Origin of the sequence: Streptococcus urinalis 2285-97 (assembly GCF_000188055.2) — a bacterium.
GTDB classification, from domain to species: domain Bacteria; phylum Bacillota; class Bacilli; order Lactobacillales; family Streptococcaceae; genus Streptococcus; species Streptococcus urinalis.
On record NZ_AEUZ02000001.1, the window covers coordinates 1,064,707 to 1,081,444 of the forward strand.

Below are 16,738 nucleotides of genomic sequence, written 5' to 3' on the forward strand. Positions count from 1 at the left end.
TATTTTTTATATTAATATAAGTGTATCATACACTTATATGTTTTTCAAGAAAATTACAGTTTTTCGGAAAGATGTTTGGAGGTTTCCTTTTAAAGACTTAACTTTAATTAATGACTAACTATACAAAACTATACAAAAAACCAATCCATTATGACTAGAAAAGATCAATGCAATGGATTGGTTTTATTTTTTATTCTATTTATCACTTAACTGTCTAGCATCGTATTTCATTTTATTATTACGATAACTATTTATAATGGTTGGTATTGCACCAATCGCTGTAAAGATATAAACCTTGAATAATTCAGCATAGTAAACATTCCCTTTAATATAGCCTTCTTTAATAAGTTGAGATATTGATTGGAAAGCTCTGAAAAATCCAACTTTATAGTAATTTGCTACAGAAATGGCAAAGCTCGTTTTATGTCCAATATAGGTCATAATAATCATCATAATGATTGAGATCACAATTCCTTTGAAACTGAGTTTTTTAGCCAGCAATTCATAACCTTTAACAGTACAAATTCCCATAATAATACCGGATATTGCTGCTACAAAACCTAATTGACCGATTATGACAATACTAATTGCGCCAATTAAAGAACCAACGAATGCACCAACTAATCCTAGGCCAATAATTTCATTAACCATTTCATTTTTTTCAGCTAATAATTGTGAAGAAAATTGTTCAAAATTGGCTTCTGTCGTAAGTAATAAACGGTTTGAAAGTTGATAAACACTTGTTTGACTAACTTGACCAGATACTTCATCAGTATTTTGGTAGCCATTCTCAGCTAAAAAATCACTGGCAGCAATCAAAGCTTCTTCTACTCTGGTATTGATTTTAGGACCAATTCCAGGTGCCTTGATATCGAAAGAAAGATGATATCCAGAAACCAATGCACTACCAAGGGCCTTTGTTGATTTACTTAACGTTTTAAAATCTTCGCGTTTTGGCTCTTGATTGTCTTTAGAAACTGCGAAATGAAGTGTCATATAGCCACCACTATGCATTACATCTTGAACGTAAAAGCTAAAACCATTTCGTGTCCCATGTACTAATTTTAATTTTTCGTCAAATTCACTTGAAATGATTGTGCGATATCAGCCATCTTTTTCTTTGTTACCATAGTTAAAATCCTCCCTGAAATTATGGCAACAAATGATTTTTTTATTTTCCAACAATTTAACTTTATTAAAAAATACTAATTATTAATAAATTATGGTTTAGGCGGTTTTAAGCTGTGCCCAAGGTATTCATAAACTCTAATTATTTTATTTTCCTTTATATCTTTTAATTTAAAATAAAAATAATGATCTTGTTTATCACTTGCATATTCTTTATTTAGGCGAAAATAAGATCTTTGAGCCATTGCCATAGATGTTAAGATATCATTACCAATAAAGGTTAAAGGGATATCATAAGTAGTTAATCTATAGTAATCTCTTTCAAACTTTAAATAATTTGCTGAAAAATAGTCAAATTGTAAGGCATTTTGGCTTAATTCCCAATAATTCATCAGCACCCTCCTATTCTTCAATATCAATATTCAAAATATCTCTATAAGCGATATTTTGATAAGATTTATCGTTTTTTTGTAAACTAAAATCATCTATCCCTAATCTTTTTACTCTACCTATAACCTTATTTACTGTATTTGACTGGTCATCTTTTAAATGAAAAATAACCATCAATTGATTAGCGTAGAGTTGACTTATATAAAGATAACGTTCTTGATCCGTCAAGCTTGTTTGAAATGAAATACTGGTTAAATGATCATCCATAGCGCTGGTATGCTCTGATAAAAAAAATCCCATCCATTTTGCCATACCTCGATCTTGAAAATATCTTGCTGATTCAAAAGGTAAATAATAACGATCAATCATTTTAATCCATCTAATCCCCCTGCAGAATGTCCACCAATCAGTTTACTACGTTCAATCCTTCTAGAACCTTCTAATAGAACATTGGCTTTTTGAAGTGACAAATAACCAAATTGGTCTCTGACAGCATCTATAGCACCTTGTAAATTCTCAATTTTCTCTGTTTTTTCGACATCTTCGAATAATGAAATGAGTTTATAATTCTCATCAACAAAATGACTATAACGAACTGCAATTTGTCGAACAGCCCCACCTGAATACTTTTGTCGAAATAAGAATAAGGCTTTATCAATTAGTGTATCAGTAAGATGTGTTGGCTCCAGTTTCATCTGAGCTCGAATAGGCTGTTTGCCAGACTCTGTTTTAGAGTAGCCAATATAAATACTGATATTACAAGTTTGTTTTTTTAATCTTCTTAAACGGATAGCGACCTGTTCAGCCATTTCTGAAAGAACTAATTCAATCTCACTTTGCATCACATAATCTCTAGGCAAAATTTGAGAGTTTCCAATTCCTTTTGAATGAGTCTTATAAGGTTTGTGAACATTACTTTCATCAACACCATTTGCATGAAACCATAATTGAACACCCATGATTCCAAACTCTTTTTTCAAATTATCAGGATTACTATTTGCTAATTCTCTAATGCTATAAATCCCCATTTTTTGAAGACGCTTTTCCATTGCTTTTCCAATTCCCCAAAAATCAGTCAATGATTTGATTGACCAAACCTTGGTTTCAACATCTTCATAAGACCAATTGGCTTGTAATTTGGGTGTTTTTTTTGCTTCATTGTCTAAAGCAAGTTTAGCCAAGAGAGGATTCGCATTAGACAATCCTGCTGCTGCGTAGATTCCTGTCTTTTGAAAAATGTCATTCTGAATCCGTTCTACAATTGCACTTAATTTTTGTTTTCGATTAACTTTTGGATTATCATAAAAGTAATTTAAAGAAGAGGTTAAATCAATAAAACCTTCATCAATGGAATAAGGTAAAATATCTTTAACTGAAGCATAATCTTGAAAAATAGTTTGAATTTCAAGATTTTTCTTAATGTAAAGGTCCATACGCGGAGCAACTATTAAGGTTCTTTTTGCCCATAGCTCTAAGAGGTCGCATTCTTTTTGACTTAATGTATGTCCAGATAAAAATTGATGTGTTAATCGCCTTGTTTTTAAATCAAAAGGTAAATCGTAAGCACGACCGACATTTTTTCGCCCAAATACTTGTTTAAACATAGGAGAACTGGCTAGAATTAAGCCATTAGAGTTTTCCCCACGAGACATAACACACAAGGATGTTCTTAGAGGATTTAAGCCCCTTTCAATACATTCTACGCTTGCATAAAAAGATTTCATATCAATAAATGCAATATCACTGCGAGGCTCTCTTGAATAGTCAATAAAACCCATAAACTATTACGATTCTAGTGGTTTGAAGTTTCCGACAATAAGCCCGATAATTCTTGGGTCTTCAGAAAATGGAGCAAATTTATCAGGATAACGTTTATTTAAAGAAACCAAACGTAAGCCATCTTCTTCGCGATAAACTTTTTTAATATAAGTTTGACCATCCCAATCAACAGCATATATAGCACCATCATAATCAAATCCTGTTTGTTTTATAAGAACAACTTCACCATTTAAATAAACCGGTTCCATGGAATCTCCAAAAACCCAAGAAGCAAAATCATGATCAATTTCTTCATCGTAAAAGACAGTATCAAAATTCCCATCACCAAAATAAGTATAACCTGTACCAGCAGACAATTTTTCAAAGACTTTATACTCAAAGCGATTTTTTTCTTTAAAGTCACTAACAACCTTTTGCTGATTTAAAAGTTCTTTAGAGTAAGTAAGCGTCTTAGATTGATTAATCTCATTTAATTGACTATAAACTTCCACAATTTCATATTCTGATTCAAAATAAGCATCATCTACTTTCAAAATATGAGCTAATAATGTTCTGTTTTTTTGATTAGGTTGTGTTTTGCCACTTTCCCAATTAAAATAAGAAGGCCTTGATATTCCCAATAAGTTTGCTAATTTTGCTTGACTATAACCGAGTTCTTCTCGTCTTTTTTTTAATTTAGTATCTGAAAACATAGAGCACCTCTTTTGTTAGTTTATAAAATAATATTATTCTAAAATTTAACAATTGTCAATCTAAAAAACTGCATATGCAGTTTTTTAGAGATCTTTATCTTTGAAAAACAGTTACAGTTGTTCCTTTATCAACTTGACTAGTAATTAAAATACTTAGGCCAAGTTTATCAGCAATTTGTTTAGCCATATATAATCCTAATCCAGTTGCTTTTTGATGTTCATGTCCGTTAAATCCAGTAAAACCTTCTTCAAATAAACGCGGAATATCTTCATCTAGTATTCCAATACCTTTATCTTGTATTGAAATACTTTTATTCTCTATCTTTATGATAATATCACTACTTCTTATACTATATTTAATAGCGTTATCGATAATTTGATTTAAAATAAAAGTCATCCATTTACGATCTGAAGTAATTAGCCAATCACCATCAATGGAAATACTCAGTGACTTGGTAATACAGATTGTGGCATATTTTTTAACAATTTCTTTTGTAATAGAGTTAATTGAAAACTGTTCAAAACGATAATCATCTTGATTTTGATTGAATTTTAAGTAGGAAAGTAGGTTATTCAAATGATTATCTAATTGTAACAATTGTTGTTGAACATTTTTACTCGTTAAATGCTCAGTTTGAGCCATCAACGATAGAGCTGAAAGTGGTATTTTCATTTGATGAGACCACATCTTGATTAAATCATTAATTTGAGACTCTTGTGTCTTATACTCAAGAATAGTATTTCCCTGTTCTTGAGACAACTGCTGAATAATTGTAAAGTATGCTATTTCAGATGGTAAAGTAAAAGACTCTAATTCATAAACATAAATAAAATGTTGTAACGTTTTAAGTTTCTTTTGAAACCTGAGAAATTGAATAATTGAGAAGACTGTCAAGCTAAATCCATTACATAAAAAACTAATTATCAAAAAGTAAACTGGTACATGAAATAACTCAAATATGATCCAAAAAGATAAAAATAAGAGACCATATAAAAAATACCAAATACGATACTCTTTAAAATACATTCGCATCATTTAATAAGATACCCCACTCCTCTAACTGTATGAATACGATTGAAGCCAATTGTTTGTAGTTTTTTACGTAATCTAGTCATATTAACATTCAAAGTATTATGATCGATAAAGTTGTCGTTTTCCCAGAGTCGTTGTAAAATATCTTCTTTAGAAACAACCTGCTCTTTACGACTGATTAAAAAGGCTAAAATCTTAGTTTCAGTAGGTGATAAAGTGACTGTTTCTTCTTGATTTTTAAAGATACCGTCTAGACTTAAATGATAACCACCAATTTGTAAATCATCACTAGCAAATTGGTGGCTTCTCCTCAATAATGCTGCAATTTTAGCTTCCAAAATCATTAATGAAAAAGGTTTTGAAATAAAATCATCACCACCCATATTAAGAGCCATAACAGCATCCATATCATCATTACTACTAGAAATAAAAATAATAGGCACTGTTAATGATTTTCTAATTTCACTTGTCCAATAAAAACCATTAAAATAAGGCAATCCAATATCCATTAAGATAATATCTGGAGAAAGTGATTCTACTTCATTTTTAATATCTCTAAAATTTAAAACCGTATAAACATCATAATTTTCCTTTAGATGTGATTTTAGTAAACTAACTATTGTTTGATCGTCTTCAATAATATAGATTTTTTCTTTTTTAATCATATTCTTATTTTAACAAAAAAGTGGCTAAAAATCGCCACTTCTTCTACCTTTCGATAATAGAGTAATAGGTTTTACCTGTTAACCTATAAATTAAGAAATAAATACCAATAATAACTAATATAGTTATTGCACTAACTAGATAAATCATACTACTATTAAGAACTCCAAAAATTAATAGCATTTGTTTAAGCATAGTAAGAGCTATAACAAAGTGGATAATCGCTAAGGCAATTGGCATGAAAAATACCATCAAAATTTGAGAGTTAATCGTTTGTTTAACTTGTTTTTGACTCATTCCAACTTCTTGTAGAATGTGATAGGCCTTTTTATCTTCAATTCCTTCTGAGTATTGCTTATAGTAAATAATCAGAGCAGTTCCTAAAATAAAACTTAGTCCAAGTAAAAATCCTGTGAAAAGAAAACCGCCAGTCATTGCATAAGTACTTGATAAATAATCAGATTTGTAAGATAAATGACCAATGACTTTTTTATTTTTGTCATAAATAACCTGGTTCTTGTCAGAAATAAGTTGTCTTTGCTTTTGTGTCAGGTTAGCATAGGCTTTGTATGTACCTGTGCTATCCTGATTGAGGTCACTAACTGAGGTTACTTTATGATAAATTTTTGCTAATACTGCTTCATCACTAACTACTAAAATACCAGGGTTATAAGTATTAGTCACTTCTGGAAGTTTAGCTTCTTGAAGATTTTTGATGTTGTCAAAGGACATTCCTAATAAATTAAAATGTTTAACAATACTATCTCCTTTTTGAGTGTAAAAAGCTGTTTGATTCTTTGAAAGATGTGGTATTTTGTTACCTAGAGCTTTAAAATCTTTTTGTGTCATAAGATAAACATACCCAATCTTACTATACTTAGGTTTTAGGAGATCATCTTTAGTAATAAGAACCTCTTTTTGTCGAGTAATTGGAATCGAAATCAATTCACTACGATAAAATAAATAATCTTTTTGAGTTAAATTAAGCTGATTAAAAACATGCTCTTGATAGTATGCTTTAGGATCCACCTTATCAGGAATATTTAGTTCTAATGTAGTATTTTTGGGATATAATTGTCTCGCCATATTATTAGTATTATAATAAAGTGCGGTTGTTGTTGCGATTGTTACAAATGTCATAATGGACAAAATAGTAATATTTGCCAGACCAACGGCATTTTGTTTCATTCTAAAAATCATTTGTGATGTAGACACGAAGTGTTCCGGTTTATAAAAATAAGCTTTATTTTGACGTCTTTTTTTAAGATACCAAGTCATGAATGAAATGTAAAACAGATATGTTCCAATAATAACAAGAACAACAGCAATAAAGAAGCGGTAAAGAACAGCAAGGGCTGCTATATGTTTCGATGAGAGTGATAAGTAATAGCCAACAGACAAGGCCACAATAGATAGTAAAGCTAATAAACCATTTCCTTTTGGCTCTTTCTCCCCTTTTTCTTGTTCTTGAAAAAGCATTAATGGTGACGTTTTTCTGATCTTAATTAAACCTACTATCTCACAAATTAAGAAAATAAAAGCAAAACTGAGAATTGTTATGATAAATGCTGATGGACTTAAAGTAAGTCTTAGTTGATCATAATGAATTAGATTGACAAAAATAAGGTAAAAGACATGAGAAAAGATGGCTGAAACAAGACTACCAATCACAATTGTAAAAAAATAGATAATGACTAATTCTAATGTTGATATGAGACCTACTTGTTTTTTGGTCATTCCCAAAATATTATAAAGGCCAAATTCTTTTGTTCGCTGATTAAGTAAAAAACGATAGCTGTACACTTCCATAATTAAACTAAAAATGGATAATACAGCGACACTGAGTCCGAGTAATATTTTACCATCTTGCATTGATTTAGAGATTGGACTAAATAGAATAATCAGTACAATAGCATTAAGTGAAAATAAAATAACACTTGATAAAACAAAAGGTAGCGTTACTGAAATAGAATTTTTACAATTTCGCCAAGCAATTTTGAGGTAGAACATCTTATTCACCTCCTAACAAAGCAGACATTGTTAATGAAATTTCTTTACTAAACTCTTGATTTTGTCGGTTTCCACGATAAATTTGATGAAAAATACGACCATCCTTAATAAATAAAACACGATGGGCATGACTAGCCGCATTCGCAGAATGGGTTACCATTAAAATGGTTTGACCATCCAAATTGATCGTTTCAAATAAATTTAATAAATCTTCAGAATTACGATAATCTAATGCTGCTGTTGGCTCATCAGCTAACAATAATTGAGGGTAAGTGATGAGACTTCTAGCAATTGCGACACGTTGTTTTTGGCCACCAGAAAGTTCAAAGGGTCTTTTGTCTAACAAGTTTTCAATTCGCAATTTTTCAGCAATCTCAACAAGTCTTTTTTCCATAGTATTTATACCTTTACGATCCAAAACTAATGGTAAGAAAATGTTATCACGAACAGACAATGTGTCCAAAAGGTTAAATTCTTGAAAGACGAATCCTAAATTCTTTAAACGAAATTGTGCTAATTCACTCTCTTTAATTTTTGTGATATCAATATTATTTAAATATACAGAACCATTATTTGGTTTATCCAAGGTAGCAAGAATATTTAATAAGGTGGTTTTCCCAGATCCAGATTCACCCATTATGGCTATGAACTCACCCTTTTCAACTTTAAAATCAACATCTTGTAGAGCTTTAGTGACTTCCTTAGAAAAACGAGTCCTAAATTCTTTTTCTAAATGATTTATTTCTAAAAACATAAAATCTCCTTATCTATATTATATCTTATTTAATAACCAAAAAAATAATATGACAGAATTAAAAAATCAGCACAATCTATTAGTATTAAAACACTAAAATATTGTATGATGATATTTACATCGTTATTTCTTCAATTAGCTATATATTTATTATAAAAGAGTACTAAATGATTAATCTTACAACTAACGATTTAAACCTTACAAGTTTGTAAGTTTTAAAAATTAAAAATTATTCATTTTCTGATATAATAAAGAAAAACAAAAGACTGGGAGAAAAGTCATGGCAAGCAGTAAAGGAAAACTAAAAAAGTTTTAGGACCAGTATCAAAAGTAATATCAGTTATTCCTGATACTACTGAAATCATAAATAAGACTATTGACAATACCAGACCCATTATTGAAAAACATATGGATCAACGACATGAAAAACAAATGAATCTTGTTAAACTTGATGATGTGGTTAACTTACCAGTTGATGAAGCTAAAGCTCATCTTGAAACGTTAGGATTTGTCGTTTCTCGAATTTTAGTTAAACCAGAAGCAAAGTACCATAATGCACAATTAAATGAAGTTGTTAGAATGAGTCCAACATCCAGTAAAGAACCCAAAGGCTCTTTAGTCAAACTTTATTAAGTTGATCTATCTGTCATTGAACAAAGTCAATTATTAGCCGATGAAAAGACTTTAAAGAATGTTGAACGAAATCAAAAAATTGCAGATACTCTATCATCTGTTAAACATATTAAGTTACCATTTGGAACTAAAAAGTAGCTCTCACGAGCTACTTTTTTAATAGTTTAGATAAGGTTGAAGAGCCTCTAAAGAACGTTTCGCAACTGCTTCGTAGCGTTCCTTTTTATCTCTAATACGAGGACCTTCAAGTTCTTTGATGATTCCAAAATTAACATTCATCGGTTGAAAATGTTTACTCTCAGTATGTGTGACATAGTAAGGTAAGCTTCCTATTGCCGTTGTTTCTGGAAATATGACTTCTTCTTCACCTTTAAAAAGTCTAACAGCGTTAATTCCAGCCACTAGTCCTGACGCAGCGGATTCAACATAACCTTCAACGCCAGTCATCTGACCTGCAAAGAAAAGATTTTTATTTGCGCGTGATTGGAAAGTTTGTGTTAAGAGATTTGGTGAATCCATATAGGAATTACGGTGCATAACGCCGTAACGAACAAATTCAGCATTTTCCAAACCAGGAATCATTTGAAAAACCCGTTTTTGTTCACCCCATTTTAAATGAGTTTGGAAACCAACAATATTATATAAACTTCCAGCAGCATTATCTTGACGAAGTTGAACAACTGCATATGGTGTTTTATAGTCGCCATCACGAGGGCCTTGATAATCATCAGGGTATTCAAGACCAACTGGTTTCATCGGACCATACAACATTGTTTTTATGCCTCTTTTAGCCATTACTTCAATTGGCATACAACCTTCAAAATACTTTTCTTTTTCAAAGGAATTTAATGGTGCTTCTTCTGCTGTTATCAATGCTTCATGAAAATTCATAAATTCTTCTTTTGTCATCGGACAATTAAGATAGGCTGCTTCACCTTTATCATAACGAGATTTAAGATAAACCTTTGTCATATCAATCGTTGATTTATCAATAATTGGTGCGGCAGCATCATAAAAGTAGAAACCATCTCCACCATTTAGTTGATGAATTTTTTCAGCTAAAGCATCTGATGTTAATGGTCCTGTTGCAATAATAGTGATGGCATCTGTTGGAACTTCTGTTATTTCATCTCTAATAACTTCTATTAAAGGATTTTTTTCAAGTTCATCAGTAACAGCCTGTGAGTAGCCCTCTCTATCAACTGCCATTGCACCACCTGCAGGAACACGGTGGGCCTCACCAGATCTCATGATAATTGAATCTAATCGACGCATTTCTTCTTTTAGTAAGCCGACAGCATTGGTCAAACTATCACCACGAAATGAATTTGAACAAACTAATTCTGCAAAATTGGCTGTTTTATGTTGAGGTGTTCCTTTAACACCACGCATTTCATATAACTTCACGGGAATACCACGTTTGGCAATTTGATAAGCTGCTTCAGAACCAGCTAAACCAGCACCTATAACATTGATATAAGATTGAGACATGCACTAATACCTCTTTGACCAAACAACACATTCAGTCACAAATCTTTCTATTTTTACTTTATTTTGTTCATTATACCAAATTTAGAATTAAAGGAAAACAAAAACAATGTTACATAATTATAATTATGTAAAACTTATAAGAAACATATCCAATAACTAGTAAAAACTATCAAAATACTAAAGAGTGATCCAATCAAATAGTATTCTGCAAAAGATGGACTTTCAGCAATTTTATTGTAACGAGCAATTGATTTTGCAGTGAAGACCAGACCAATTGAAGAAAATTGACCAATAGCAATGCAAATGCCAATAATCATACGTTCTAAAATGCCAATTATTGCTCCTGCTCCCAAGATTGTATCCATTTTTTCAAATTGATCAGGTTGGAACTTACCAAATAAAATTTTAAAACTGATATTGGAAGGTTTTGTAATCAATACTAGGAATAATATAATTGTTAGACTATGTGTTGAGATTGGAAGTTGAAAAGCATCTTCAATATCAAAATGACTAACTATGACAATAACAAATAAATGAAGAAACTGATCAATTAAAAAACTAAGATTTTGAGTCAATTGAAACCACTTAATCAAATATGGCTTCAAAAAGTCAATAAGCGCATGACTTAGAAAAATAATCACAAAAATGATCCAAAACTTAGGATTAAATAGCATTAATATTAGTAAAGGAAATGCAACACCATACATATGTTTGATAAAAAATGACCAGTCTTTATTTTTAAAATCAGCAATCTTTTGAGATTGCAACTGATAGTCAGACAAAAAATGACAAATTAATAAAGCTGTTAATAAAGGATGTGAATATAAATGTAGTGACGATAGTTCTGTCATTCGTAAACTCCTTCTTTTAGGACACAGCAAAATTTTGAGCTAATTTTCGACTTCTGAGATAAACTTTTAAATGGCTACTTTTAAGTCGCTTAGAAAGAGCACTTGGATTTATAGAAAGTTTATTAGCCAATTGTTGATGATCAAAATGTTCATCGTAGATACCAAGTTCTAATAAACCATTAAAGACTTCCATTTGGCTCGCTCTCCAACTTGCCTTTATTGCATCTCCAGAGGAAATCAAGGCATTCATAACTTGATTTTTTTTCATATTTTCCGATTTAAAAGTTAGAAGTGTATCCCCATAATCATTTTTTTGATGTAATTCTACTATGGCTTCTCTAGCGTACCAAAATGCAGGGCCATCGGCACCAATACTCATTTCAGGGTTGATACTAGTTTTAATATCACCAAATCCTAAACCAAAACGAACTGATATTGGAGACAAACGACTTATTAAGACATCAATAATTTGGAAAACTGGTGCTGTTCTATGTAGAATAGCTTGAAATTCATCCCCAAGAGTTATAAAAAATTGGGAAGCAATGACATCTCGATAATCTGTATTTAGTTGATCTAAAACATCATTTAATCGCTGTTGAAAAGCTTCTCTATCCTGTATCTTTTTAGAATTAATGATATCACCTATAATAGCAAAGTACATAAAGTAAACCAATCCTTTTTGTTTTTTCTATTATAACAGAAAAAACAAAAAAAGTCTATTATAATAGACAATTTACGAATATGTATTTATAATAGACTTTTTATTTTTAGTTTACTCGTGTGTCTGTAGTTCCAGTATTGATCACATCAACAGAAGCATTCAAAGCACTTTCAATTAGATTTTTTACTGCTTCATCAGTATAATAAGCAATATGATTGGTATAAATAACTTTGGGATGATCTAACAAAGCTTTGAATACGGGATCGTTGAGCTTTTGATCAGAAAGATTTTTAGGAATATAAGGGCCTTCAAATTCGTAAGTATCAATTCCTGCTCCAGCTAACTGATCCTTATCAAGAGCAGATAATAAAGCTTCCGTATCAATTAGAGCACCTCTAGCCATATTAAGTAAAATAGCATCTTTCTTCAATAGAGAAAATGTTTTTTCATTCAAAAGATGATAATTATCAGCAGAAGGTGGCATATGAAGTGAGATCACATCTGATTGTTTTAAAATATCTTCAACAGAATCTTGATATTCAAGAACCCCATCCATCAAAGAAGAGGGATAAAGGTCAAAACCAATAACACGACAGCCAAATCCTTTAAATATTTTTGCAGTTGCTTGACCGATTCTACCTGTGCCAATGATACCCACTGTCATATCTCCAAGGACACGACCACGAATAGGAAGTGTCCAAGAAAAATTGTGTTTTTCAATTTGTTCTTGGATTTCCCTAACCTTTCGAATTAAATTTAAAGCAATTGTGACAGTAAATTCAGCAATTGATTCTGGAGAATAACTAGGGACATTTGAAATAACAATATGATGTTTTGAAGCTTCTTCTAAATCATACATATCCACTCCTGCACTTCGTTGTGCAATTTGTTTTATACCTAGATTTTCTAACTCAGCATACACTGCTTTATCCAGTGGTCCCACTTGAGAATTGACAATACCATCACAATCCGCTAAATCAGAAAGAGTATCAAGGGTTAATGCTTCAGGTGTCATAATAACATCAATATTATTTTGACTTGACCAATGATTAATTAACTCAACTTCTTCATCTCTTACATTATATACTTTTAATTTCAAAAAACTCACAACTTTCTAGACATCTAATTTATAATCTGTCGTATCAATCAATTTAAAAACATGAATAAACAAATAATTAAAAATGGCATTCAGAACAATTGGTGCTAGCACAAAAAGTACTATAATAATGATAATATTACCAAATGACCAACCACCTTTAGCCAAATTTAAAGCGTTAATTGGTCCAATTAAACCACTAATGCCAAAACCTGCACTAGCTGGTGTTCCTTGAATATTGAAAAGAGCACCTAGAATTCCCATGATACTAGCAGAACAAAGCATAGGTAGCATTATTTTTGGTTTTGAAAGAACATTAGCCATCGAAATTTTTGGAGAACCTAAGACATGAGCTAACGAAGTTCCTTTTGAATTAACAGACCAACCTGCCATACAAAGACCAAAACTGGCTGCACATATTCCTAAATTAGCAGCACCTGAACCTACACCTGAAAGACTGATGGCTAAAGCAATACCTACTGTTGTAATTGGTGAAACAATTAAGAAACAGAAAATCACAGCAATCAACAAGGACATTAAAATAGGTTGTAATCCAAGCAATGATGCGATTCCTTGACCAATCATTGTTGTAATCATTTTTACATATGGTAAAATAAATCGTCCAACACCTCCAACGAGTAAAAGTGTTACTGTTGGTATCACAATTAATGTGAATGATTTTGTTTTATCAGCTAAAAATTGAATCAACAATACACCAAGTGCTGCAGTAAGTCCCATATTGATAATATCACCAGTACCTTGCATGCTGATAGTACCATTATGAAATAAAGGTGACCCGCCTGCAAACATAACAGCTAACCCTAATGATGCAGCTTGAATAGGATTAAATTTAAAGTTTTGACCAATAAAAATTCCGATAACAAGTCCCATCATTGTATTTGCAATGGATGTTGCCGCAATTAAAGTCCCAAAACCACTCCACATTGGTAAGAGTGCTTTCATTAATTCACCTAAAATAGCACCAGGTATTAAAACAACAACTGTTCCCATCGCTAAACCATTTAAAATATTCATGATAAAGCTTTTGGGACTTTGTTTGATATTTGTATCTGACATAAAAAACTCCTTAATATTTTGTTTGTGATTTCACTAACTATATAGACTATACCATAATCATTTTCAAATGAAAAATTGTTAAAATTTATAGTAGTATAAAAAATGATAATAGTTTGAAGTTTTTTTCACAATATTGACCTTTAAGTTAATCTTTTTTATGCTATACTATCTATATAGTAAAGGAAATTAGAGATGGATATCAGACAATTAAATTATTTCTTAGCTGTTGCAGACACAAAAAACTACTCCCATGCTGCGAAAAGTCTTTTTGTGACACAACCCACTTTGTCACAAAGTATTAAAAAGTTAGAAATGGAACTGAATACTACTTTGTTTAATCAAAATGGGCGTCAGCTTATTTTAACTGAAGCCGGAGATATCTTGTATTCAAGAGGAAGCCAGTTGGTTTCTGACTTTAACCAAATCGTTTCTGAGATACAAAAGATAAATCATGAAGATAAAGAAGTTATTAGACTTGGCTTAACATCTCTTTTTGCGATTCAATTCATGACTCAAATATCAGCATTTATTGCAACTCATGCAAATGTTGAAGTTACCTTGATTCAAGAAGGTTCACGAAAATTACAAGACCTTTTATCAGAAGGAAAAATTGATATCGGATTACTCTCATTTCCCATTATCAATCCCAATATCAAAATTGAACCTCTAAATACCTCAACAAATGGTTATCAAGTTAGTGTCGTTGCCCCTAGTGACCATCCATTATCTAGTAAAGAGTCCATTCATTTAGCTAATCTTAAAGGAACAAAGATTGCTTCTTTAACAGAGCACTATATGTTAGGAGAAATGCTTCCAAGACGATGTCGAGCATTGGGTTTTGAACCTAACATTGTTTTCAAGCACAGCGATTGGGAGATACTACTGCATAGTTTAACTAACCTTGGAGCAGTCACATTATTACCAAAGGAATTTCAAACTTTAAGTAAAGTTGACGGATTAACTTGGATTGATTTACAAGATAAAAATGATTTTTACCCAATAGGGATAGCTTATCGTCATGACACAATTTTTACACCAGTTGTAGAAGATTTATTACAATTAATCAAAACTAATTAAAAAGTAGGTTATGACCTACTTTTTTTATGACGTTTCTTCTGTTCGTTTTTCTCAAAAATAATAATAAAGGATACAACTAAGATAATAAAAAGAGAGAAAATAACGGGAAACTTCTTTTCTTTCAATAACATCCAATGAAAAAAATGAGAATTTCTTTTTGGTAACTTTTTATTGTCTTTTACTAACCTTACTTTAACATGATTTTTTATGATTGGTGAGATAAGATCTGGTGCATTTATCACTTTAAGATAATCATTTTTAATTTCGTATTGCGGTTTTTGACCATTTTTAATACTAAAAAAATAATCTTGATGAACGAGATAGGTTTTTCCATTAATAATGTGTTTACCTTTAGGAATCCAATTTTTAAATTGGTAATTTTGAAGACTGTATTCAAATAATGCATTTCCTATCGGATGTCTTAAAAATTCTCCCTCATCATCATCCCAATTGCTTACACCTAATACAACTTCGATTAACCTATGTGGTCCACGTTTAATAGTCGCAACATAGTTATATGCAGCATGAGGACTAGAACCTGTTTTTAAACCATCAATCCCTATCATTCCATACTTGTCACCAGGCAGTGAATGATTATAACCATGAAATGTTTCTTGAAAAGCTGTACCAGGTAAAACCGTTACACTTGTATTTTTGGTATATGTTATGATATCAGGAAAATTTTTAAGTAAGTGAAATGATAAAATTGCCAAGTCTTTTGCTGTTGTTTCATTAAAAGCATTTTTGTCATATCTTTTTGGATTATATAAACCTTCAAAAGAGCTAGCTTCTGCTCCACTTGCATTAAACCATTTCGTTTTTGTCATGCCCAAATCTTTAGATTTCTGATTCATTTTGTCAAGAAACTGATCAGGATTATCAGGTGATATTAAATTTGCTAACATTATTGTGGCAACATTGGAAGATGGAACCAATGCCATTGTTATCAAATCAGAAATAGTGTAAGAATGTCCCACTACAATACGATTATTACTTAAAGCATGGATTGAAGCTATTTTCTGATCATTTGTACTGGCGATTACTTGAGTTTGTGTACTGATTTTTCTTGTTTTATCGCTTCCATAACCAAATAGATTGTCATCAATTTACTAATACTTGCAGGATCATGCTTTATATTACTTTGATAATCATATAAAATCTGACCAGTATCAGCATCAATTACAAGAGCCGATTTTGGTCTGTACTGCTCTACTACAGGAAAAGCATAATGACTTGTAATAGACATAACATCATCTGCATGAACACTATCTGAAAAGAAGATAAGTGATAAAAAAATACAACTAAAAAATCGTTTTATAATCATTACTATTACCTTTATATGAGTTTATTATTGATTTTATGAGATTAAAATAATAATAACAAAAGTATAGCATATATGATCC

16 protein-coding genes and 2 pseudogenes are annotated in these 16,738 nt (G+C 31.1%); 2 read left to right on the top strand and 16 right to left on the bottom strand.

Going from position 1 to position 16,738, the window contains the following annotated elements; genetic code table 11:
• Positions 1–195 precede the first annotated feature (195 nt).
• The 9 genes from STRUR_RS05430 to STRUR_RS05470 all read right to left on the bottom strand — a co-directional run bounded on the left by STRUR_RS05430 (position 196) and on the right by STRUR_RS05470 (position 8,449).
• Positions 196–996, bottom strand: coding sequence for a hypothetical protein (locus STRUR_RS05430; protein WP_006739144.1), 801 nt, complete (start codon positions 994–996; stop codon positions 196–198).
• Between the two features lie 224 nt (positions 997–1,220).
• Positions 1,221–1,520, bottom strand: coding sequence for a DUF5960 family protein (locus STRUR_RS05435; protein WP_006739359.1), 300 nt, complete (start codon positions 1,518–1,520; stop codon positions 1,221–1,223).
• Between the two features lie 10 nt (positions 1,521–1,530).
• Positions 1,531–1,887, bottom strand: coding sequence for a hypothetical protein (locus STRUR_RS05440; protein WP_006738864.1), 357 nt, complete (start codon positions 1,885–1,887; stop codon positions 1,531–1,533).
• Positions 1,884–3,296 (bottom strand): Y-family DNA polymerase, encoded by a 1,413-nt coding sequence (locus tag STRUR_RS05445; protein WP_006740019.1) that lies wholly within the window; start codon positions 3,294–3,296, stop codon positions 1,884–1,886. The genes STRUR_RS05440 and STRUR_RS05445 overlap by 4 nt, the downstream gene beginning before the upstream one ends.
• A 6-nt stretch (positions 3,297–3,302) precedes the next feature.
• Positions 3,303–3,989, bottom strand: a complete 687-nt coding sequence (locus STRUR_RS05450; protein WP_006739575.1) for a LexA family transcriptional regulator — start codon at positions 3,987–3,989, stop codon at positions 3,303–3,305.
• 94 nt (positions 3,990–4,083) lie between these two features.
• Entirely contained in the window at positions 4,084–5,025 is a 942-nt protein-coding gene (locus tag STRUR_RS05455; protein ID WP_006740537.1) for a sensor histidine kinase, read from the bottom strand.
• Entirely contained in the window at positions 5,022–5,687 is a 666-nt protein-coding gene (locus STRUR_RS05460) for a response regulator transcription factor (RefSeq protein WP_006740080.1), read from the bottom strand. Before STRUR_RS05460 ends, STRUR_RS05455 begins: the two co-directional genes overlap by 4 nt.
• 43 nt (positions 5,688–5,730) lie before the next feature.
• A complete protein-coding gene (locus STRUR_RS05465) occupies positions 5,731–7,695 on the bottom strand; it encodes an ABC transporter permease (protein WP_006738775.1) in 1,965 nt (654 codons plus the stop codon).
• A 1-nt stretch (position 7,696) separates the two neighbouring features.
• Positions 7,697–8,449, bottom strand: coding sequence for an ABC transporter ATP-binding protein (locus STRUR_RS05470; RefSeq protein WP_006739081.1), 753 nt, complete (start codon positions 8,447–8,449; stop codon positions 7,697–7,699).
• 333 nt (positions 8,450–8,782) lie between these two features.
• Between STRUR_RS05470 and STRUR_RS05475 the strand changes: the two are divergent.
• Positions 8,783–9,220 (top strand): annotated as a pseudogene (locus STRUR_RS05475) (PASTA domain-containing protein).
• Positions 9,221–9,238: 18 nt separating this feature from the next.
• Here STRUR_RS05475 and trmFO read toward each other — a convergent pair.
• From trmFO to STRUR_RS05500, 5 genes are all read right to left on the bottom strand, one after another.
• Complete coding sequence (gene trmFO / locus STRUR_RS05480) at positions 9,239–10,573, bottom strand: methylenetetrahydrofolate--tRNA-(uracil(54)-C(5))-methyltransferase (FADH(2)-oxidizing) TrmFO (RefSeq protein WP_006740113.1); 1,335 nt, start codon at positions 10,571–10,573, stop codon at positions 9,239–9,241.
• A gap of 134 nt (positions 10,574–10,707) precedes the next feature.
• Positions 10,708–11,424, bottom strand: a complete 717-nt coding sequence (locus STRUR_RS05485; protein WP_006739733.1) for a DUF3307 domain-containing protein — start codon at positions 11,422–11,424, stop codon at positions 10,708–10,710.
• Positions 11,425–11,440: 16 nt separating this feature from the next.
• Entirely contained in the window at positions 11,441–12,085 is a 645-nt protein-coding gene (locus STRUR_RS05490; RefSeq protein WP_006739296.1) for a SatD family protein, read from the bottom strand.
• A 106-nt stretch (positions 12,086–12,191) separates the two neighbouring features.
• A complete protein-coding gene (locus STRUR_RS05495; protein ID WP_006739063.1) occupies positions 12,192–13,184 on the bottom strand; it encodes a D-2-hydroxyacid dehydrogenase in 993 nt (330 codons plus the stop codon).
• A gap of 15 nt (positions 13,185–13,199) precedes the next feature.
• A complete protein-coding gene (locus tag STRUR_RS05500) occupies positions 13,200–14,258 on the bottom strand; it encodes a PTS sugar transporter subunit IIC (protein WP_006738657.1) in 1,059 nt (352 codons plus the stop codon).
• 192 nt (positions 14,259–14,450) lie between these two features.
• Between STRUR_RS05500 and STRUR_RS05505 the strand changes: the two genes are divergently transcribed.
• Positions 14,451–15,335 (top strand): LysR family transcriptional regulator, encoded by an 885-nt coding sequence (locus STRUR_RS05505; RefSeq protein ID WP_006740070.1) that lies wholly within the window; start codon positions 14,451–14,453, stop codon positions 15,333–15,335.
• A gap of 8 nt (positions 15,336–15,343) precedes the next feature.
• Here the strand turns inward: STRUR_RS05505 and STRUR_RS12180 are convergent, their stop codons facing one another.
• Together STRUR_RS12180 and STRUR_RS12185 are read right to left on the bottom strand one after the other, a co-directional pair.
• Positions 15,344–15,835, bottom strand: a complete 492-nt coding sequence (locus STRUR_RS12180; protein WP_502620579.1) for a DUF1958 domain-containing protein — start codon at positions 15,833–15,835, stop codon at positions 15,344–15,346.
• A 12-nt stretch (positions 15,836–15,847) separates the two neighbouring features.
• Positions 15,848–16,659: pseudogene (locus STRUR_RS12185) on the bottom strand (serine hydrolase); the annotation flags it as partial.
• Positions 16,660–16,738: the final 79 nt, after the last annotated feature.

Excerpts from the sequence above, each read along its gene's own strand:
- STRUR_RS05430 (WP_006739144.1), bottom strand. The coding sequence starts at position 996 with ATGACACTTCATTTCGCAGTTTCTAAAGACAATCAAGAGCCAAAACGC.
- STRUR_RS05435 (WP_006739359.1), bottom strand. The coding sequence starts at position 1,520 with ATGAATTATTGGGAATTAAGCCAAAATGCCTTACAATTTGACTATTTT.
- STRUR_RS05440 (WP_006738864.1), bottom strand. The coding sequence starts at position 1,887 with ATGATTGATCGTTATTATTTACCTTTTGAATCAGCAAGATATTTTCAA.
- STRUR_RS05445 (WP_006740019.1), bottom strand. The coding sequence starts at position 3,296 with ATGGGTTTTATTGACTATTCAAGAGAGCCTCGCAGTGATATTGCATTT.
- STRUR_RS05450 (WP_006739575.1), bottom strand. The coding sequence starts at position 3,989 with ATGTTTTCAGATACTAAATTAAAAAAAAGACGAGAAGAACTCGGTTAT.
- STRUR_RS05455 (WP_006740537.1), bottom strand. The coding sequence starts at position 5,025 with ATGATGCGAATGTATTTTAAAGAGTATCGTATTTGGTATTTTTTATAT.
- STRUR_RS05460 (WP_006740080.1), bottom strand. The coding sequence starts at position 5,687 with ATGATTAAAAAAGAAAAAATCTATATTATTGAAGACGATCAAACAATA.
- STRUR_RS05465 (WP_006738775.1), bottom strand. The coding sequence starts at position 7,695 with ATGTTCTACCTCAAAATTGCTTGGCGAAATTGTAAAAATTCTATTTCA.
- STRUR_RS05470 (WP_006739081.1), bottom strand. The coding sequence starts at position 8,449 with ATGTTTTTAGAAATAAATCATTTAGAAAAAGAATTTAGGACTCGTTTT.
- trmFO (WP_006740113.1), bottom strand. The coding sequence starts at position 10,573 with ATGTCTCAATCTTATATCAATGTTATAGGTGCTGGTTTAGCTGGTTCT.
- STRUR_RS05485 (WP_006739733.1), bottom strand. The coding sequence starts at position 11,424 with ATGACAGAACTATCGTCACTACATTTATATTCACATCCTTTATTAACA.
- STRUR_RS05490 (WP_006739296.1), bottom strand. The coding sequence starts at position 12,085 with ATGTACTTTGCTATTATAGGTGATATCATTAATTCTAAAAAGATACAG.
- STRUR_RS05500 (WP_006738657.1), bottom strand. The coding sequence starts at position 14,258 with ATGTCAGATACAAATATCAAACAAAGTCCCAAAAGCTTTATCATGAAT.
- STRUR_RS05505 (WP_006740070.1), top strand. The coding sequence starts at position 14,451 with ATGGATATCAGACAATTAAATTATTTCTTAGCTGTTGCAGACACAAAA.